The following is a 19,894-nucleotide window of genomic DNA, read 5'->3' as shown; positions in this document are numbered from 1 at the left end:
CACTTTCCCCGGGTTCCCGATCAATGGATTCTGTGACGGGAAACACGCGGAAAGTCATCGGCGAATGCACCGCGCCATCGCACCGCATCCGTCCGGCAGGGGTACGGGGGCACGGCACGCACCCACCCCTCCGCCACGGCCGCCACGCCGGCGCCGAACCGGCGACGGAGCGGCCCGCCCATCGTGATCACCGCATCGAAGATCCAGGAAGGATGCGTTCCGCTTTCCCTTCACAAAGACTTCAAATGTCGCATGGAACAGGATGGATATCGACACCGAGAAACAAGCGGAATGCTCCGCTTCGGTATCGGCCGGATTGAATACACCTATCACGCGCAACCGAATGCCCGACCCGGCCATCCAAGACTCTGCCGAACCAGTTTCATCGGGGAGAGGATTGAGAACGTCGTGCCGGAAGTATCCGTGGTCGTCATCGTCTACAACGACGCCGAAAGACTGCCCACCGCTGTCAGGTCCGTACTGGACCAGACTTTGCGCGGTATCGAGATCGTGATCGTGGACGACCACAGCACCGATCATTCCTACGAAGCGGCGAGAGAGCTGGCCGCGGAGTATCCGGACCGGATCCGCGCGATCCGGCTGCCGGAGAACAGCGGCGCCGGAGGCGAACCGCGGAACGCCGGGATCCGGGAGGCCGCCGGACGCTATGTGATGTTCCTGGACAGCGATGACGTACTGGAACGGGACGCCTGCCGCAATCTGCTGGAGGCCGCCGATGAGACGGGGTCCGACATCGTCTCCGGGCTCTGCGTCCGGCTGCACAAGGACACCAGGAACCAGAAGCGCGACGAGTGGTACCCCTGGCTCTACTCGGCCACCCGCACCCTGGAGTCCGTCACCGAACTGCCCGACCTGTTCGTCTGGGACACCCTCTCCACGAACAAGTGCTACCGCCGCGACTTCCTGATCGAGAACGCGCTGCGGTTCCCCAAGGGCATGTTCTACGAGGATCTCCAGTTCATCGCCGAGGCATATCTCGCCGCGCGCCGAATCACCCTGATCCCCAATCAGGTCTATTTCTGGCATGTGTACGAGAAGGCGGCCCGGAGTTCGGTCACCAACAGCCGCCACGACATGATGAATTACCGGCATCGGCTGGAGATCCACCGCCGGATCGACGCCCTGCTCGAACAGCGGGGGCTCGATGCGCTCAGGCGCGCCAAGGACGTCAAGTTCCTGAAGCACGATCTCGTACTCCATCTGCGGGATCTCCCGTTCCGGGACGACGCCTATCGCCGTGAATTCGCCCGGCTCTCCCGCGAATACCTCGCCGGAGTGGACCGGTCCGCCTACGGCCGGGTGGCACCGGCCCAGGCCGTCTGCGCCTATCTGCTCCAGCGGGACGACTGGGAGAACCTGATCCCCGCCGTGGACACCCTGATCCACCGGGAGAAGATCTCCACCCCGCTCGCCGAACGGGACGGCCGGATCTACTGGTGCGCCGACCATCTCGACGACCCGCTCGGCCGTGAGGTGCTGGACGTGACCGACCTCGGCTACCACACCCGGCCGCTGGACAAGATGTTCCTGCGCAACCGGCTCACCGACTTCGAGGTCACCGGTACCGCCCTCCGGCTCGGCGGCCGGATCACCAACCCCCTCGGGGTGATCGCGGCCGACGCCCCGCTCTCCGCCGAACTGGTCCTCAGCGCCCGGCGCCGCAGCCTCCGGTCCTTCGCCTTCCCCGTCCGCTCGCTCCGCCACGACGGCGATACGGTCCACTGGGAGACCGAGGCCGATCTGTCGGCCCGGCTGCGACCGCTGGGGCTCGTGGACACGGTCTGGGACGTACGGCTGCGGCTCGACGCGGCCGGGGTCCGGACCACCACCCGGCTCACCGTCGGCGATATCCCCCTCTCGGACGGGGAACTACGGGTCAGGCCCCGGCTCACCCGGGCCGTCGGCGACCATGTCGAGGCCCACACCAGCGCCAAGGGCCATCTGGCGTTCCGGCTGGTCACCCGGGGGCGGCAGAACGCCCGGATGCACGATCTCGTACTCGGCCGCCTCCACGGCCGCCCCGGCGCCCTGGCGAAGGCCGGTTACCGCAAGGCCAGGTCGGTACGGAACACCGTCACATCGGGCGAGACCAAACTCCGGGTCTACCACGACGTGTACAGCCGACTGCCGGTCCGCGGGCGGACCGTCGTCTTCGAGTCCCATCTCGGCCGGCAGTACAGCGACGGCCCGCGCGCGATCTACGAGGAGATGCGCCGCCAGGGCCTCCGGTTCGAGGCCGTCTGGTCGTACCGGGGCAGCCCCGGGGAGTTTCCCGCCGACGCCACCCCGGTCCGCCGGTGGTCGCTGCCCTATCTCAAGGCCCTGGCACGGGCCGAGTTCTGGATCGACAACCAGAGCTTTCCGCACCGGCTGACCAAACGGCCGGAGACCACGTACATCCAGACCTGGCACGGCTCGGCGCTCAAGCGGATGGGTTTCGACCTGCCCGAACAGAAGGCGATGCCCCGGGCCGGGCGGGAGGCCCAGCAGGAGGCGCTGAACCGCTTCGACCACTTCCTGATCCGCTCCGAGCACGATGTGGACACCCTGGCACGGGCGTTCCGGCTCCGGCCCGAGACGCTGCTGCGGGTGGGATACCCCCGCAACGACGCCCTCGTCGCGGCCCGCGAACAGGAACGGGAGGCGGAACGGGAGGGGCCCCGGGAACGGCGGCTCGATCGCGGGCCGCTCGCCGCCGAGCTGGGGATCCCGGCGGACCGTGACGTCCTGCTGTACGCGCCCACGTTCCGCCGGACCGGCCGGGGAGCCGACCGGTTCGAGCCGCCGTTCGACGTGGAGCGGTTCGCGGCGGAGTTCGGTGACCGGTACGTCCTGCTGATCCGCTCGCACTACCTCAACCACGTGGTGCTGCCGCCGACGGTCGCGGGCCGGGTGATCGACGTCTCCGCCCGCCATGACGTCACCCCGCTGCTGACCCTGGCGGACGCCCTGGTCACGGACTACTCGTCGGTGCTCTTCGACTACGCCCTGCTGGACCGGCCGATGCTCTTCTTCGGCTACGACTACGAGGAGTACGCGGGCGGGAGCCGCGGCACGTACTTCGACCTGCCCGAGGTGGCGCCCGGCCCCTTCATCCGTACCGAGGACGAGTTCTTCGCGGCGGTCGAGGCGCTGGACCTCGCGGCGGGCGACGGATACGAGGAGGACCGGGAACGGTTCCGGGCCCGCTACGGCGAGTACGACCGGGGGGACGCCGCCCGGACCGTCGTCGACCGGTTCTTCGCCGAGTGGAGGCAGTGATGACCGAACACACCACGACCACGACACCGGCCGGCGGGGACGCCGGGGCCCGGGACGTCTTCATCGTCACCAACAGCGTGGACGAGCTGGGCGGGATCACCAACTGGTCCCATCAGATCGCCGGACTGTTCCACGACCGGGGCCACCGGGTGCACCGGATCGGTATCACCCCGGCACCCGAGGGCCGCCGCCGCGATCTGGGCGCGGCCCCGCCGTACCGGACGACGACGCTCTACGACGCCCACCCACCGGCCCTGAAGCCGGTCCGCGGCGTCCGGGGCAGGCTCGACCTGGTGGAGCGGCGGCGCCGGGCCGCGCACCGGGCCGGGATGCGGCGGCGGGCCGCAGAACTGACCCGGCTCTTCCGCGAGGCCCGGCCGGGCGCCGTGGTGATCGTCGCCCAGGTCTGGGCGATGGAATGGGTGGCCCTCGCCGATCTCACCGGGGTCCGGGTGATCGGGATGAGCCACGAGTCGTACGAGACCTGCCGCAAGTCGTCCCGGTTCCAGCGGGTCAAGCGCTTCTACGCCGACGCGGACCGGATGCTCGCCCTCACCCGGGAGGACGCCGACCTCTGGATCCGGCAGCGGCTGGACCATGTCGGCTTCATCCCCAACCCGCTGCCGTTCTTCCCCGACGCGCCGTCGCCGAGGACCGCGCGCAATGTCGTCAGCATCGGCAGGCTGCACGAGGAGAAGGGCGTCGATCTGCTGCTGGAGACCTGGGCCCGGGTCGCCCCGCACCACCCCGAGTGGACCCTGCGGATCTACGGCACCGGCGAGGAGGAGGCCGCCCTGCACGCCCAGGCGGCGGCGCTCGGCGTCACGGACTCCGTGGCATGGATGGGCCGTACCGACGATGTCGCCGGGGCGCTGCGGGACAGCTCCGTCTTCGTCCTCAGCTCACGCGGCGAGGGGTTCCCGCTGGCGCCGATGGAAGCCATGGCGAGCGGTGTGCCCTGTGTCGCCTTCGATGTGGCGCCCGGGGTCCGGGAGATCATCACGGACGGCGAGGACGGACTGCTCGCACCGCCTGGGAATCCCGAACGGCTCGCCGACGGGCTACGGCGGCTGCTCGCGGACGAGGAGCTGCGGGACGCCATGGGCGAGCGGGCCCGGCGCAACGTACAGCGCTACTCGACGGAGCGGATCCTGGACCGGTGGGAGCGGCTCTTCGCCCTGCTGGAGCGTTGATCCACCGTCTTTGGCGTATTGCCGCCCCCGTTCCGGGTCCGGAACGGGGGCGGTCCTGTGCCGTCGGACGCCGTACGGGTCCGGAGCGGCGATGACCATGGCGGGTTGGGTCCTCTTGCGCTTTCCGGGGGGTCGATGAAATCCCCGGTCAGGGCCGGGACGCCGCCGGGTTCCGGGGCATCAGATCGAAAACCGGCCACATCCGGGGTCATGATTTCCAAACCCGGCGGAGATAATCACCGGCCGATGTTTCCCTGGCCGAAATCCCCCGTAGGCGTACTGGAATGAGCGTTCGTCCAGAGTCGGCGGAAACATTGGATCATGTCTCCGCAGCGTCCGCCGGAAAGCGGAACCGGAAGGGCGTCACCCCTCTCCCCCGGGCGGAATGTCCGTCAACGACCCCACGCCGGAACGTCGTTCCAGTCCGGTCATCACGTGCTTACCTAAACAACCGCCCCATCCGGTACATAGCGCCTTGACGTAAATGATCGCTCACAAAAGGGGGTTGGGGCGCCTAGATTTTCGAAACATGAAAGACGCAGAAAAGAACGAGTCAACAAACCAGCAAGACTTGGCAAAGCCGATTGCGAACGGAAGCCGCCGTGGGTTGCTACGTGGCCTGGTCGCGGGTGGTCTGGTGGCCGGAACCGGACTGACCCTCGGCGGCGCCGGCCCGGCCGCCGCCGCGACACCCGGCGGTCTCCCACGGGGAACCCGGAGCACCTCGGGAGCACAGACCCTCCTCGCCCCGACCAGCCCCGGCCTGGCCGAGGCTGAACTGATGGCGGGCAACGCCCGCTGGGTCGACCAGCTCCAGACCCATCCGAACGAGAACGCCGCCCGCCGGAACCTCGTCGCCACCGGCCAGCACCCCTGGGCGATGGTCGTGAGCTGCATCGACTCCCGGGTACCGCCGGAGCTGATATTCGACCAGGGCCTCGGCGACCTCTTCGTCTGCCGGACCGCCGGCCCCGTACTCGACAACGCGGTCCTCGCCAGCGCCTCCTACGCGGCCACCAAGACGGATGTGAAGCTCATCGTCGTCCTGGCACACGAGAACTGCGGGGCGATCGACTACGCCCTCGGCCGGGAGGACGGCAGCCCGGCCTATCCGCCGCCCCACGCCGTCGATCTGGAATGGCTGTACGCCCACATCAAGCCCATCATCCCCCCGGCCAGCACCCCGGACCGGGTGAATGTGACGACCGAGCGGAACATCAAGCGGGTCCGGGACCAACTGCTCGGCGAATACAACGTGTCGCAACGGGTCACCGCCGGTTCGCTGAATGTGATCAGCGCCCGGTACGACCTCAACACCTGGGCCGTCACCAAGGTCCTCTGACGGGTCCCCGACCGCCGCCCGGTGCGCCGACATCCCCCCTTCGGCGCGCCGGGTGGCTTTTTCGGCGCCTCCGCACCGGTGGTGACCGGCGAAAACCCTTGTGGGACCGGGTCTGCACACACCCCCCGCGGGTACCCCGGGGACGGATCAGGGATATCCGAAAGGTAGGATTATTTACCGTTCCCTTAGCCACGCGTCGGTAACGTCTTCAGCGCTCGAAACCCTGGCCGGGTCGCGTCCGGCCGGACGTACCGCTCTTCCCCGGGGGGTCCCCTTTGCTCCGCCGAATACATCCCGCTGCCCTCGTGGGCGGGGCCGTCGTCCTGGGCACGGGCGCCCTGTATGTCACGGGGCTGCTGGTCACCGGCGACGAGGTACCCGGCGGCACCTCCGTCCGGGGCGTGGCGATCGGCGGGCTCAGCGAGTCCGAGGCACGGGCCAAGCTGGACAAGGACCTGGCCGCGCTCGCCGCCGCTCCCGTCGCCGTGACGATCGGCGACAAGAAGGACACGGTCAGCCCGGCGGCGGCCGGACTCTCCTTCGACACCGCGAAGACCGCGGCCGAGGCGACCCGTTCCGACAAGGACCCGTTCACGGTCATCGGCAATCTCTTCACCTCCGGCGGCGGCGCCGTCGAGCCCGTGGTGTCGATGGACGAGGACAAGGCGAAGGCCGCCCTGGACGCCCTGGCGAAGAAGCACGACCGCGAGGTCCGCGACGGCGGGATCACCTTCGACAAGGGGAACGCCAAGGCGGTACCCGCGGTGACCGGCCAGTCGCTGAATGTGGACAAGTCGGTCGGGAAGCTGCGTACGGCCTTCACCGAGGGCGCGTCCGGCGGCGCCGCGGACCTCCCCGTGAAGGAGACCGCCCCCAAGACGGACGCGGCGGAGACCGAGCGGATGATGCGCGAGTTCGCGGAGCCCGCGATGTCCGAGCCGGTGACCCTGACCACGGGCGACAAGAAGATCACGGTCACCACCGGCGCCATCGGCCGCGCCCTGACCATCGCGCCCGGCGCGGACGGCAAGCTGGTCCCGAAGCTGGACGGCGCGAAGCTGCTCAAGGACCAGATCATGGCGCCCCGGATCGCCGCCGCGACCAATGAGGCGAAGGAACCCACCCTGCGGCTGAACGGCGACCGGGTCGAGGTGGCGTCCGACGGCACCCCCGGCCGTGAGATCGACGCCAAGGGCCTCACCGCCGCCGTCATGCCGCTGCTGACCAAGGAGGGCGCCGAGGCCAGGACGGCCGAGGTCGCCACGGTCGTCACCCAGCCGAAGCTCACCCGGGACAGCGCGGCCACGATGGGCCTCACCGAGAAGGTGTCGTCCTACACCTCGACCTTCGAGACCGCCGCGTACCGCACCACGAACATCGGCCGGGCCGCCGAGCTGATCAACGGCTCGACGGTGCTGCCGGGCGAGACCTGGAGCTTCAACGAGACGGTCGGCGAGCGGACCCCGGAGAACGGGTTCGTCGACGGCATCATCATCCTCAACGACAAGTACACGAAGGCGGCGGGCGGCGGGGTGTCGACCGTGGCCACGACGGTCTTCAACGCGATGTTCTTCGCCGGGGTCAAGCCCGTCGAGTACGGCGCCCACTCCTTCTACATCGAGCGCTACCCGGAGGGCCGGGAGGCCACCGTCGCCTGGGGCAGCCTCGACCTCCGCTTCAAGAACGACAGCGGCAAGGCCATCCAGATCCTCGCCGGCGCCGACGACGACTCGGTGACGGTGACCTTCGTCGGCACCAAGAAGTACGACGAGATCAAGGCGGAGAAGGGCCCCCGGACCAATGTGAAGGAGCCCGGCACCCGCCCCGGCGCGAAGAAGGACTGCCAGCCGCAGACCCCGCTGGAGGGCTTCGACGTCACGGTCCAGCGGATCTTCATGGACAACGGCCAGGAAGTGAAGCGGGAGCCGTTCAAGACCCGCTACACCCCGCGCGACGAGGTCACCTGCGACTGACCCTCCCGTCAGCCCGCTGTCCTCCTGTCATACGCGTCCGCCCCCCGCGCCCGACGGCGCCGGGGGCGGACGCGTATGAGCGTCCCTCACGGCACCAGGACGACCTTCCCCGTCGTCGCCCGGCCCTCCAGCGCCGCGTGCGCGGCCGCCGCCTCCGCCAGCGGAAACGCGTGGACCGCCGGGACCAGCCGCCCCTCCGCCGCCGCGGCCAGGGCCGTCGCCTGGAACTCCCGGTCCCGGTCCCGGTGCTCCAGCAGATAGGCGAGGGCGTCGTCATGGACGATCCGCCGCGCGGCCAGGTCCGCCGCGTCCGGCAGCCACTCCGCCCCGGAGGCGTCGCCGATGGTCACATAGCGCCCGCCGTCGGCGACCAGCCCGAGCGCCTCCCGGGCCGCGTCCCCACCGACGCCGTCCAGCAGGGCCGTCACCGTACGCCCGCCGATCGCGTCGGCGACCCGTGCCGTCCAGCCGTCGGCCCGGTAGTCGACGGCGACGTCCGCGCCCAAGTCGCGTACCAGCGCCACCTTCGCGGCACCACCCGCGAGGCCCACGACCCGGGCCCCGAGCCCGACCGCGTACTGGACGGCCAACTGCCCGACCCCGCCCGCCGCCGAGGTGATCAGGACGGTGTCGTCGGCGGTGAGGGCGGCCCGTTCGAGGAACGACACCGCCGTCGCGCCGGTGACCACCATCGCCACGGCCGCCTCATGGCCCAGCGCCTCGGGTACGGGATGGACGGCCGCGAGATCGGCGACGGCGAGTTCGGCGTAACCGCCGGGCGTGCCCGCGGCGGTCACCACGGGTCGCCCGACCCAGGAGGAATCCACCCCGGAGCCCACGGATTCCACGACGCCCGACACCTCTCCCCCGAGTACGGTGGGCAGTTCGGGCGTCCACGGCAGCGGATTGAACTCGGGACCGCGCCGCAGCATGGTCTCGACGAGATGGACCCCGGCGGCCCGGACGGCGATCCGGAGCTGCCCGGGGCCGGGCTCGGGGTCGGGCACGGTCTCGTACCGCAGGTTGTCGGCGGAACCGAAGGCGTGGAGGACGGCGGCGCGCATGGGGGTCTCCCGTAGGTCGTGATCATCACTGACCCGGCCAGCCTCTTACCTCAAGCTTGATCGAGGTCAAGCGGACGACGTACGGAACGGGGAAGCGGGGCGTACGAAGCGGGCGGCGTAGGGAACTCCGCCGCGCCGCCGCGCCCCGTCCCCGCCTCGTGTCGCCCCGATCAGCCCCGCTCCGCACCTGTCGCCACCGGCCGGGCCGGGTCGCGGGACCACTCCGACCAGGAGCCCGCGTACAGCGCCGGGACGAATCCGGCGAGTTCGAGCGCGAGGGCCTGCTGCGCCCCCGAGACGCCGGAACCGCAGTAGACCCCGACCTCCGTACCCGGCTCCGTCGCGCCGAGCGCCGTGAACCGGGCGGTCAGCACGTCCGCCGCCAGGAAGAGCCCCTCGGCGTCCAGATTCTCCGTGGTCGGCGCCGAGACCGCGCCCGGAATGTGCCCGGCGACCGCGTCGATCGGCTCGACCTCGCCCCGGTACCGCTCGCCCGCCCGGGCGTCCAGCAGCAGCCCGGACCGGGCGAACTCCCCCGCCGTGTCCGCCGTCAGCAGCGGCAGTCCGCCGGGCCTCGGCACGTAATCGCCCGGCTCCGGTTCCGGCGCCGATGTCTCCAGCGGCCCGCTCCAGGCGCCGAGTCCGCCGTCCAGGACGCGTACGTCCCGATGGCCGGTCCACCGCAGCAGCCACCAGAGCCGGGCCGCGCCCCACCCCTTGTCCCCGTCGTACGCGACGACGGGCCGGCCGGCCGAGACCCCGGCCCGCCGCATCACCGCGCCGAACTCCGCCGGATCCGGCAGCGGATGACGGCCTCGCTCCCCGGGGGTCCCGGCGAGTTCCGCGTCGAGGTCGACGAAGACCGCGCCCGGGATGTGCCCGGCGTCGTAGTCGGGACGGCCGTGCGGGCCGCCCAGCCGGTAACGGACGTCGAGCAGCACCGGCGTCCGGGGCCCGGCGAGGGCGTCGGCGAGTTCCGCGGCGGAGACGATCGGACGGGAGGACGGGGTCGCGTTCATGGGTCCATCCTGGCGCACCGCGCGCCGGAGCGTCCCGTTCCACCGCCCTCCGGCGCATTCCGCTTAGCCCTCGCGCCGGGCCCCGGACGAGCCCGTGCGGCAGTCGCCGCCCCGTGGCGCAACCCCTAAAACTCACCAAAGCGGGCAACCTCCATCGGGAACCCGCCAAATGCGGCGCGGCCGGGGCGTCACCGGCTCCGCTGAGTGGAAACATGCGCACGGGGCGTGCGGGCGTGCACACAAGACGGACACGGCGCACGTCCGCGGGCCGTAACCACCGGCCCCTGCTTCATTCCCCCGCACGGCCACCACGATGGTCCGAGGAGATAATGACGATGACCGAGGCGACTCGGCGTGCTCCCGGCTCACCCTGCTGGGTGAGTCTGATGGCGCACGGCCTTGACGCGACCATGGATTTCTACGGCGGACTGTTCGGCTGGGAGTTCCACCCAGGTCCACGACAGCTCGGCCCCTATGTCCGTGCCCTGATCGACGGCAAGGAGGTGGCGGGCGTCGGGCGGCTGCCCGCCGACCCACGGCTCCAGGTCGCTTGGACGCCCTATCTGGCCACGCCCGACGTGGACCGGACGGCCGAGGCGCTGCGCTGCTGCGGCGGCACGGTCGGGGTGGGACCGCTGGACGCGGAGGACTCCGGACGGCTGGCGATCGTCACGGACACGGCGGGTTCGGTGTTCGGGCTCTGGCAGGCCGCCGGGCATCTCGGTATCGCGGCCGGCGGCGTCCACGGCACACCGGTGTGGAACGAGCTGGTGACGGCGGAGACGGCGGCGGTCGTCAAGTTCTACCGGACGGTCTTCGGCTATCAGGAGTCACGTGATCCCGTGGCCGCCGGCCACGGCGACCGGGACGACGGCCCGGAGGACTATGTGACCCTCGTCCGGGACGGGCTGCCGGTGGCCGCGCTGCGTGGGGTCGGCAAGGCCCTGCCGCGGGACCGGGGTTCGCACTGGGTGACCTGGTTCCAGGTGGACGACGTGGACACGGCCGTGGAACGGGTCGCCGAGTTGGGCGGACGGGTGGTGGACCCGCCGGAGGACGGGGCCAGGGGCCGCCGGGCGACCGTGACGGATCCGGAGGGCGCGGTGTTCAACCTGGTCGGTTCGGGCCGCTGAGCCGGAGGGCTCGTACCGTGCCCGCCCGCTCCGGCCGGGCACGGTACGGGACCCTCTTCCGGTACGCCGGAGGCAGTACGGGTCCCGGCGCACCGGATGCGGTACGGGTCCCGAACCGGCGGCCGGACATCCGCCGGGACGGACCGCCGCCGACGGGACGTCAGACGTGGTTGACCGGCAGGACGTCCGGCGAGAGCGACGCGGCGCGGGCGGACGCGGAGGTCATCCGGCGGCGGTGGTGCCGACGGCAGAGGACCTCGTAGCCGACCTCCTCCGCCGGACGGTTCACATCGCCGACGACCACCTGTTCGCCCTCGACCACCATCTCCCCGCCGACCGTCCGGGCGTTGTGGGTGGCGCGCGCCCCGCACCAGCACAGGGCCTCGACCTGGAGCTGTTCGATCCGGTCGGCGAGTTCGATCAGCCGCTGCGAGCCGGGGAAGAGCCTGGTCCGGAAGTCCGTGGTGATACCGAAGGCGAAGACGTCCATATCGAGGTCGTCCACGATCCTGGCGAGCTGGTCGATCTGCTCGGGGGCGAGGAACTGGGCCTCGTCCACGATCACATAGTCCGCCTTGCCGCCCGCCGACAGCTCACGGACCAGATAGCCGTAGACGTCCATGGCGTCGGTGACCTCGACGGCGTCCGTCACCAGACCCAGCCGGGAGGAGAGTTTGCCCTCGCCCGCCCGGTCCCGGCGGGTGAAGATCACTCCCTGGAGGCCGCGCGCGGACCGGTTGTGGGTGATCTGGAGGGCCAGTGTGCTTTTTCCACAGTCCATGGTTCCGGAGAAAAAGACCAGCTCGGACATGGGCGGTTGAGAACCTTTCGGCGGTCGTGGGCAGACGGGAGGCCGGGCGGGGGACCGTCCGGCGAAGCCGTGCGACATTCAGGGGCGAGAAACGACAAGAAGCAGGCGACGGGTTCAGGTACGGATCTCGACCAGGGGGACCAGTTGCTCTGCGGGCGTCATGGAGCCGTGCATTCCGGCGAGCGCCGATTCCAGCGGCTCATGGACGGAAGCGGTGATGGCGAGATCGTCGCAGGCGGCGGCGATCACATCGCCGATCCGGCCGTACACCCGCTCGTCGACGGCCGGGCCGAACCAGCCCGCCGCGATCGCCTCCTCCCGGCTCGCCACCCAGAAGCGGTCGCCCAGCACCTCGCGCCAGACGGTCAGTACGTCGGCCTCGGCGCCCGGGACGGCGTAGACATGGCGGGCCCGGCCCTCGCCGCCCAGCAGGGCGACCCCGGCCCGCAGCTCCCAGTCCTCGTCGAAGTCGATCCGGGACTCCTCGTCGAACGGGATGTCGATCATGCCGTGGTCGGCGGTGACATAGAGCGCCGACCGCGCGGGCAGCTGCTCGGCCAGCCGCTGGACCAGCCGGTCGGCGTGGGAGAGCTGACCGCGCCAGGCGTCGGAGTCCACCCCGTAGCGGTGGCCCATGCCGTCGACGTCGCTGTAGTACGTATAGACGAGGGAGCGGTCCCCGGCGGCCAGCTGCTCGGCCGCGAGGTCCATCCGCTCCTCACCGCTCAGCCTGCCGTGGAACGTTCCGCCGCTGAGCGCGATCCGGGTCAGCGGGGTGTGCTCGAAGAGGGGCGACGACACCTGTGCCGTATGGACCCCGGCGGCGTCGGCGAGGCCGAACACCGTGGGATACGGCTGCCAGGTGTGCGGATCGGTGTACGGCTTCCAGCGGAGCTGGTTCATCAGGGCGCCGGTGCCGGGGTCGCGGACCGTATAGCCGGGCAGTCCGTGCCGGCCGGGCGGGAGCCCGGTGCCGACGGAGGCGAGGGAGGTCGCCGTCGTGGCCGGGAATCCGGCGGTGATCGGCCGTCCCGTACCGCCCCTGGAGGTATGGAGCAGGGAGAAGAGGAAGGGGGCCTGATCCGGATGGTTGCGGATCTGCTCCCAGCCGAGGCCGTCGATCAGGAAGACCGCGACCCGGTCGGCGGGCAGCAGCTCGGGTATCGCGGCGGTGAGACCGGGGACCCCGAGACCGGCGGCGAGCGTCGGCAGCAGATCGGCGAGCGATCCGGAGCCGTACTCGGGTACCGGCGCGCTGCCGACGGCGAGCGGCTGGGGTTCGTCGGGCCAGTAGGCGGCCGTATCGGGCTGGACCATCAGCGGGAGGTCGCCGCGGTGGCCTCGGAGAGCGCCTGGGCGAAGGCGAGGGTCTGCCGGACGGTGTCCGGGCCGTCGCCCGCCTCGCTCACCCGCAGGCTGAGGTCGTCGGCGGTGGAGTTGCCGGTATAGCCGTGATCGGCGTCGCAGTTCGGGTCGCCGCAGGCGGCGGGCTCCAGATCCAGCCGCGAGACGGCGCCCCAGCCGATGGTGAGCACGACCTCGCGCGGCAGGGTGCCGGGGGTGTACGACTCGGGATTGGCGACGACCCGGCTCACCACGACGGACGAGATCCGGTCCAGCTTCACCGACTCGGTGGAGGTGGTCGCGTACGGCGTCGGGGAGCTGGAGTCGGCGGCCTGCTCGTCGGTGTGGCTGACGATGAAACGGTTGGCCGTGAGCACCAGGACGGTCACATGGCGGCGGACCTCGTTGGCGTCGAACGTCGTCTCCTGGTGTACCAGGTACGAGGCGATCTGCTCACCGCCGACGGAAGCCTCCACCGCCTCTGCCACGAGAGCCGGGTAGTAGCCGCTGCGCTCGATCGCCGCGCGCAGCCCCTGGGTCGTCGTACCGGTCTTCGCCATGTGGTCCATCCTACGGGCCCCGGGGGGTGGGGAACGCTCGGTGGTGTCGGGGAGTGGTCAGTAGCTGGGAAGTCTGCGGGGGCCGAGGTCGGTGGGGACGGGGGTGGGCGCGAGCCGTACCGAGGCGCCCAGGACGGAGAGGCCGTCACGCGCCACGACGACGGGTTCCAGACTGATTCCGACGACCTCCGGGTGATCGTCGACCAGTCGTGATACGCGCAGCAGCAGCTCTTCCAGCGCCGCCGTGTCGACGGGGGCCGAACCGCGCCAGCCGAACAGCAGGGGGGCGGTCCGGATGGACCGGATCTGGCCCGCCGCGTCCCGGTCGGTGACCGGGACGAGCCGGTGGGCGGTGTCGCCGAGCAGTTCGGACGCGACCCCCGCGAGCCCGAAGGAGAGATAGGGGCCGACGGCCGGGTCGACCACGGCCCGGACGACCGTGTCGACCCCGCGCGGCGCCATGGCCTGGACGACCGGGCGCAGCTCGACGGGCTTGCCGAGGAGTTCGGTCAGCTCCCGGTAGGCGCGGCGGAGCTGGGCCTCGCCGCCCAGGTCGAGCCGGACACCGCCGAGGTCGGAGCGGTGCCGCAGATGGGGTGCGGTGGTCTTGAGGGCGACCGGATAGCCCAGCCGTTCGGCCGCCCGGGCCGCCGCGTCGGGGTCGGGCGCGGGCAGGGCCCGGCGGACCCGGATGCCGTACGCGGCCAGCAGGGCGCGGGTGTCCCCGGCGTCGAGGGTGATACCGCGCGGACCGGTGTCGTCGGCGAGCGCCCCGGCGATCACCGCCCCGGCCCGGCCCTCGTCGATGTCCTCGTACTCGGGCACCTTGCCGCCCTCGGCCGCCTCACGCCGCCACTGCCCGTACTTGACGGCTTCGGCGAGGGCGCGGACGGCCCGCTCGGCGGCGGGATAGGCGGGGATGCCCCGGGGCGGTCCTTCGACGGCCGGGCCGGGGGCGGGGGTCCCGGTACCGGTACTGGCTTCGGCAGGGGCGGCGGGCGGGGCTTCGGGGGCGGTGTCCGTGGCGGCGGGACCGGGGGTGTCGCCCGAGCGCGCCGGAGCGGACGCAGCCGTACGACCGGCCGCGGGACCGGTCTCGGCCGGGCCGGGCGTCCCGGGGTGGGCCGCCGGGGCTTCGGGCGCCGCGTCCGTGGCGGCGGGCCCGGGCGCGGGTGGGTGGGGGCGGGTGCCGGTCGCCGCCGCGAGGGCGGACGCCAGGCCCCCGAGTTCGACCTGGACGACCGCGACCGGCTTCGCGGGCGCGGTGGCCGCCGCCGCGCGCAGGGCCGCCGCGAGGTCGCCCCCGTCGCCCGAGTCGGTCGCTCCGTTCTCCCGTACCCAGGGGATCGCGGTGACCACGACCGCGTCGCAGTCGTCGGCGGCCAGCGCCCGGGCCAGGGCGGCCCTGAAGTCCGCGGGCGCGGCGCCGGTCGTGAGATCGAGCGGCGGCAGCGGGCGCAGGCCCTCGGCGAGACAAGCGTCGTAGGTGAGCAGACCGAGGGATTCGGAGTTGCCGAGGATCGCGACGCGCGGCCCGCGCGGCAGCGGCTGCCCGGCGAGCAGCAGGCCGACGTCGACGAGTTCGGTGACGGTGTCGACCCGGATCACACCCGCCTGGCGGAGCAGGGCGTCGACGGCGGCGTCGGGGATCCGGGGGGCGGGGACCGCGTGGCCGGGGGGCTCGCTGCCGCTGTGGCGGGCGCCCTTGACCACGACGACGGGCTTCACGGCGGCGGTCCGGCGGGCGAGCCGGGTGAACTTGCGCGGATTGCCGATGGACTCCAGATAGAGGAGGGCGACATCGGTATCGGGGTCCTCGTACCAGTACTGGAGGATGTCGTTGCCGGAGACGTCGGCGCGGTTGCCGGACGACACAAATGTAGAGAGTCCGGCAAGCCCGGCGAGTCCGGCCAGGCCAGCAGATCCGGCGAGGCCGACAGGTCCGGCGAGGGCGGCGGCGGTATCGGCGGCGGCGGTCGGCCCGGCCGGGTCCTCGGAGGCGGTGGGCCGGGCGGGACCCGTACCACCGGGGCCGTAGAGCCCGGCCGCCCCGGCTCCCCGCCGGTGCAGCGCCGCCAGCAGCGCGATACCGATCGCACCGGACTGGGTGAAGAGCCCGATCCGGCCGGGCGCGGGGGCGTGCGGGGCGAGGGACGCGTTCAGACGTACGGAGTCCGCCGTATTGATGATCCCGAACGAGTTCGGGCCGATGATCCGCATGCCGTACGAACGCGCCTGCCTGACCAGCTCCCGCTGGCGCGCCCGTCCGGCGGCGCCGGTCTCGGCGTATCCGGCGCTGAGTACGACGAGGCCCCGGACACCGGCCTCACCGCAGTCGGCGACCACCTCGGGCACCCGCTCGGCGGGTACCGCGACGATCGCGAGATCGACCGGCGGCCCGGCGGTACCGCCACCGGCCGCCGGGTCCGTCCCGGCGCCCGGACGGACGCCCGAGCCGGTGATCTCCGTGACCGAGCGGTACGCGGGCACACCGTCGACGTCGAGCCGGTCGGCCGGGAAGGCCCGGTTCACGGCGTAGGCCCGGCCCGTGTATCCCCCCGCGATCAGATCGCGCAGCACCGTACGGCCCAGTCCGCCCGGTGCTCGTCCGACCCCGACGACCGCGACACCGCGCGGCGCCAGCAGCCGCCGTACTGAACGCGACTCGGCCCGGTACTCGCGGGCGCGCTGGACCGCGACGGACTCGGCGGTCGGTTCGAGGTCGAGGGAGAGATGGACGGTGCCGTCCTCGAAGCTGCGGCGCTGGGTGTACCCGGCCTCCCGGAACACCTTGATCATCTTGTTGTTGGCGGGCAGTACCTCGGCGGCGAACCGCCGGATGCCGCGCTCCCGGGCCACCGCCGCGATGTGTTCGAGCAGGGCGGAGGCGATCCCGCGCCCCTGGTGCGCGTCCTGGACCAGGAACGCCACCTCGGCTGCGTCGGCGGGCGCGCTCGCGGCCCGCCCGTGCCGGTCGATGCGGTCGTAGCGGACGGTCGCGACGAACTCGTCCCCGACGGTGACGGCCAGCCCGACCCGGTCCACGAAGTCGTGGTGGGTGAAGCGGTGGACGTCCTTGGCGGAGAGATGAGGATAGGGCGCGAAGAAACGGTAGAACTTCGACTCGTCCGAAACCTGCTCGTAGAAGTCGACGAGCCGCTCGCCGTCGGTGGCGGTGATGGGCCGGATCCGGGCGGTCGCGCCGTCGCGCAGCACGATGTCGGCTTCCCAGTGATCGGGATACGCGTGCTCCGGCGCGCCGTCGCCGTCCGCCCCGGGCCCCTGACCGGGCGCGGCCCCGGACCCGGACCCGGCCGAGGACTCCCTGGTCGGGGGCTTCCCGGCCCCCGGCCGGCCGACGTCCGACCCGCCGGAATCCGGTCGCCCGTTCTCCCGTTCGGCACCCCGTTCGGTCTGCATGGCAGAAAGCGTACGGCGCGGCTCCGCGACACGGGACTCATGGGGACTCACCGGTACTCACCGGCCCCACCGGCCCCCGCGCCCGCCGCCGCGACACGTCCCGGCCATGGTTCGCGACGGACGCCCCGGCGGGGCACTCTGGGGGGCACGACCGCGCCCCAGCGGTCGGCACGAGCACCCGGGGCGTCGTGAGACACTGACCGGGAACTGGTCTAGACAACCACTGATTACTTGAAGGGCAACACCATGGCTGAGCGCCGCGTCAACGTCGGCTGGGCCGAGGGCCTTCACGCCCGTCCCGCCTCCATCTTCGTCCGTGCCGCCACGGCCTCCGGCGTTCCGGTCACGATCGCCAAGGCCGACGGCTCCCCGGTGAACGCGGCCTCCATGCTGGCCGTGCTCGGCCTGGGCGCCCAGGGCGGCGAGGAGATCGTGCTCGCCTCCGACGCCGAGGGTGCCGACGCCGCGCTCGACCGCCTGGCGAAGCTGGTCGCCGAAGGACTCGAGGAGCTGCCGGAGACGGTCTGAGCCGACTCCGCGACTCCCGCGTCCGGCCGTCCGGCTCCGCCACGGCCTCCGGCGCGCTCCGGAATTCCCGCCGAACCGGCGCTCCCGGAATTCACAGGCGCTGATCCCCCGCCCGGGGATCAGCGCCTGATGTGTTTTCACCGCACGAACCGTACGAATGGCGAAAACATCCGACCCGGCCACGAGTCGTCGCCGGGAATCATCGGGAATGGCCATCGGAAATATGGCACGACTCCTTTATACGGGAGCCGTGTTAAATGCGGTCGCATTCCGTGTTGCCGAAATGTTGCGGTCCGCCGCCCGCCCCCGCGGGGCCGGGCGGTGCCGATTCGCCGCGGCTCCCGGCCGGGGCGCGATCGCCTCAGACCGGCCCCCGTACCCCCACCCGGGCTGCCCGGCCGGTGCCCGCCGCCGACCGCCCCCTCGCCTGCGGGCGACCCCGGACCGGCGGCCGTTCGAGGGCGCCGTCCGGGGCGCCCGGCCCGCGGAGCCGGTGGAGCCCGGCGGCGCGCTCCGTGTGCAGGGCCGTCAGGGTCCGGGCCCGCTCGGCGTCACCGCGGCCCACCGCGTCCACGATCGCCCCGTGCTCGGCCCAGCACTCGGCGGACCGTCCGTGAGCCGACTCCACCAGGTACATCCAGGCGATCTTCCGCCGGACCGGGGTGAGCAGCGCGATCAGCCCCGGACTGCCGGACGCCTCGGCGAGGGTGTCGTGGAACCAGGCGTCCAGCGCCCGCGGATCCCCCGCCCGGCCGTCACCGGCCGCCCGCTCCCGCCCCAGCCGGACCAGTCCGCGCAGTACCCGCAGATGGCCCTCCGTGCGGTGCCGGGCGGCCCGGGCCGCGGCCAGCGGTTCGAGCAGCGTACGGATCTCCAGCAGATCGGCCGCCTCCCGGCCGGTGGGCTCGGCGACCGACGCCCCGGCATGGCGCCGGGTGGTGACGAAGCCCTCGGCCCGCAGGGTCCGCAGCGCCTCGCGCACCGGGACCCGGGAGACTCCGTACCGCTGGGCGAGTTGTTCCTCGGTGAGTCGTTCGCCGCGCCGGAACACGCCGGAGACGATGTCGTCGCGAATCGCCCTGCAGACCGAATGCGCGGGAACCCGCATACTGCACCTCCGCCGTGGTCCGGGAAATCATTTGCGGTTCTTATTTCCCGGCCGACTCTATGTCAGCCGATCGGGAATTCCGACTGTTCCCGATAACCCGGCAGTTCATTTCGGCCAAGGGCGGCCGATTCCGTACGGCGGCGGCCCGTACGGTATCGCGCGGCCGGGGCGGGGCCGGGAACGCCGCGTGCCCCGGCGCGCGGGGCGCCGGGGCACGGGAGGAACAGGGGGACAGCCCGCCCGGACGGACCGGGGGCGGTGTCCGCCGGGGCGGGGGGTGTCAGATCTTGACGCCCTTGCCCCGCAGATAGGAGACGGGGTCGACGTCGGAGCCGTACTCCGCTCCGGTCCGGACCTCGAAGTGGAGGTGGGCGCCGGTCGAGTTGCCGGTGGAGCCCGCGCGGCCGATCTCCTGGCCGGGCATCACGCTCGCGCCCGCAGCGACCGAGAGGGACGACAGATGGGCGTACTGCGTGTAGGAGCCGTCGCGCATCTGGATCACGACGTTGTAGCCGTACGCGCCGCCCCAGCCCGCTTCGACGACCGTGCCCGCGCCCACGGACACGATCTTCGTACCCGTGGAGGCGTGGAAGTCGATACCGGTGTGGCTGCCGGAGGACCAGAGGGAGCTGTTGGCCCGGTACGAGGTGGTGACCTCGGAACCGGCGACCGGCGACGTCCAGGTGTTGAGGAGCCGCTTGCGCTCCGCCTCGCGGGCCGCCCGCTCCCGGGCCTCGCGCTCCGCCTTGGCCCGCTCCTCCGCCTGCCTCTTGGCCTCGGCCTCCGCCTCTGCGCGGGCGTTCGCCTCCTGCTTCTGGGCGTGCGCCTGGTCGGCGACCTGGGAGGCGAGGGTGTCGGGGCCGGAGAGCGTCCGCAGGGAGCCGGTGTCGTCGGCGGCCAGGATCTGGATGGAGCCGGTGTCCTCGGCGCTCAGACCGCCCGTCTCGGGGCCCTGGTCGCGGCCGTCGTTGTCGGAGGCGAACGCGGGGGCGGCGAAGGTGCCGATGACGCCGGTGGTGGCGAGGGTCGCGGCTCCGGCGAGGCTCGCGCTGCGGCGCGTCACACGGCTCGGGGCACGGTGCTTCCCGTGGGATCGGGCGAACGCCATGAAAGGCTG

General features: G+C 72.0%; 14 protein-coding genes. 6 read left to right on the top strand and 8 right to left on the bottom strand.

Going from position 1 to position 19,894, the window contains the following annotated elements; genetic code table 11:
- Nucleotides 1-408 precede the first annotated feature (408 nt).
- The 4 genes from AB0G74_RS10075 to AB0G74_RS10060 all read left to right on the top strand — a co-directional run bounded on the left by AB0G74_RS10075 (nucleotide 409) and on the right by AB0G74_RS10060 (nucleotide 7,790).
- The gene (locus AB0G74_RS10075; RefSeq protein ID WP_361142798.1) at nucleotides 409-3,282 is read left to right on the top strand and encodes a CDP-glycerol glycerophosphotransferase family protein; all 2,874 of its coding nucleotides are present in this window, start codon (nucleotides 409-411) and stop codon (nucleotides 3,280-3,282) included.
- The gene (locus tag AB0G74_RS10070; protein ID WP_361142795.1) at nucleotides 3,282-4,475 is read left to right on the top strand and encodes a glycosyltransferase; all 1,194 of its coding nucleotides are present in this window, start codon (nucleotides 3,282-3,284) and stop codon (nucleotides 4,473-4,475) included. Before AB0G74_RS10075 ends, AB0G74_RS10070 begins: the two co-directional genes overlap by 1 nt.
- Before the next feature lie 607 nt (nucleotides 4,476-5,082).
- Complete coding sequence (locus AB0G74_RS10065; RefSeq protein ID WP_361142793.1) at nucleotides 5,083-5,817, top strand: carbonic anhydrase; 735 nt, start codon at nucleotides 5,083-5,085, stop codon at nucleotides 5,815-5,817.
- 305 nt (nucleotides 5,818-6,122) lie between these two features.
- Complete coding sequence (locus tag AB0G74_RS10060; protein WP_361142789.1) at nucleotides 6,123-7,790, top strand: VanW family protein; 1,668 nt, start codon at nucleotides 6,123-6,125, stop codon at nucleotides 7,788-7,790.
- 86 nt (nucleotides 7,791-7,876) lie between these two features.
- Here AB0G74_RS10060 and AB0G74_RS10055 read toward each other — a convergent pair whose 3' ends face one another.
- Together AB0G74_RS10055 and AB0G74_RS10050 are read right to left on the bottom strand one after the other, a co-directional pair.
- Entirely contained in the window at nucleotides 7,877-8,854 is a 978-nt protein-coding gene (locus tag AB0G74_RS10055) for a zinc-binding dehydrogenase (RefSeq protein ID WP_361142786.1), read from the bottom strand.
- Between the two features lie 170 nt (nucleotides 8,855-9,024).
- Nucleotides 9,025-9,873 (bottom strand): sulfurtransferase, encoded by an 849-nt coding sequence (locus AB0G74_RS10050; RefSeq protein WP_361142783.1) that lies wholly within the window; start codon nucleotides 9,871-9,873, stop codon nucleotides 9,025-9,027.
- Nucleotides 9,874-10,208: 335 nt separating this feature from the next.
- On the opposite strand from AB0G74_RS10050, the gene AB0G74_RS10045 reads away from it, so the two are divergent.
- Nucleotides 10,209-11,006, top strand: a complete 798-nt coding sequence (locus tag AB0G74_RS10045) for a VOC family protein (protein WP_361142780.1) — start codon at nucleotides 10,209-10,211, stop codon at nucleotides 11,004-11,006.
- 160 nt (nucleotides 11,007-11,166) lie between these two features.
- Here the strand turns inward: AB0G74_RS10045 and AB0G74_RS10040 are convergent, their stop codons facing one another.
- The 4 genes from AB0G74_RS10040 to AB0G74_RS10025 form a co-directional block, all read right to left on the bottom strand.
- On the bottom strand, nucleotides 11,167-11,817 hold the full coding sequence (locus tag AB0G74_RS10040) for a thymidine kinase (protein WP_361142777.1): 651 nt from the start codon (nucleotides 11,815-11,817) through the stop codon (nucleotides 11,167-11,169).
- Nucleotides 11,818-11,931: 114 nt separating this feature from the next.
- Nucleotides 11,932-13,134: a nucleotide pyrophosphatase/phosphodiesterase family protein gene (locus tag AB0G74_RS10035; RefSeq protein ID WP_361142774.1), complete on the bottom strand. Its 1,203-nt coding sequence runs from the start codon at nucleotides 13,132-13,134 to the stop codon at nucleotides 11,932-11,934.
- Entirely contained in the window at nucleotides 13,134-13,721 is a 588-nt protein-coding gene (locus AB0G74_RS10030; protein ID WP_361142771.1) for a DUF5998 family protein, read from the bottom strand. The genes AB0G74_RS10035 and AB0G74_RS10030 overlap by 1 nt, the downstream gene beginning before the upstream one ends.
- A gap of 57 nt (nucleotides 13,722-13,778) precedes the next feature.
- Nucleotides 13,779-17,141, bottom strand: coding sequence for a GNAT family N-acetyltransferase (locus AB0G74_RS10025; RefSeq protein ID WP_361142768.1), 3,363 nt, complete (start codon nucleotides 17,139-17,141; stop codon nucleotides 13,779-13,781).
- Between the two features lie 246 nt (nucleotides 17,142-17,387).
- Here AB0G74_RS10025 and AB0G74_RS10020 point away from each other — a divergent pair, with 246 nt between their 5' ends.
- On the top strand, nucleotides 17,388-17,669 hold the full coding sequence (locus tag AB0G74_RS10020; RefSeq protein ID WP_358828124.1) for an HPr family phosphocarrier protein: 282 nt from the start codon (nucleotides 17,388-17,390) through the stop codon (nucleotides 17,667-17,669).
- Nucleotides 17,670-18,030: 361 nt separating this feature from the next.
- Here AB0G74_RS10020 and AB0G74_RS10015 read toward each other — a convergent pair whose 3' ends face one another.
- Both AB0G74_RS10015 and AB0G74_RS10010 read right to left on the bottom strand, forming a co-directional pair.
- Nucleotides 18,031-18,777 (bottom strand): GntR family transcriptional regulator, encoded by a 747-nt coding sequence (locus AB0G74_RS10015; protein ID WP_361142765.1) that lies wholly within the window; start codon nucleotides 18,775-18,777, stop codon nucleotides 18,031-18,033.
- A gap of 280 nt (nucleotides 18,778-19,057) precedes the next feature.
- The gene (locus tag AB0G74_RS10010; protein ID WP_361142762.1) at nucleotides 19,058-19,885 is read right to left on the bottom strand and encodes a M23 family metallopeptidase; all 828 of its coding nucleotides are present in this window, start codon (nucleotides 19,883-19,885) and stop codon (nucleotides 19,058-19,060) included.
- Between the last annotated feature and the right edge of the window lie 9 nt (nucleotides 19,886-19,894).

This window comes from Streptomyces sp. NPDC020875 (assembly GCF_040641415.1).
Taxonomy (GTDB): Bacteria; Actinomycetota; Actinomycetes; order Streptomycetales; family Streptomycetaceae; genus Streptomyces.
This window is presented reverse-complemented; position numbering and strand designations above follow the sequence as displayed.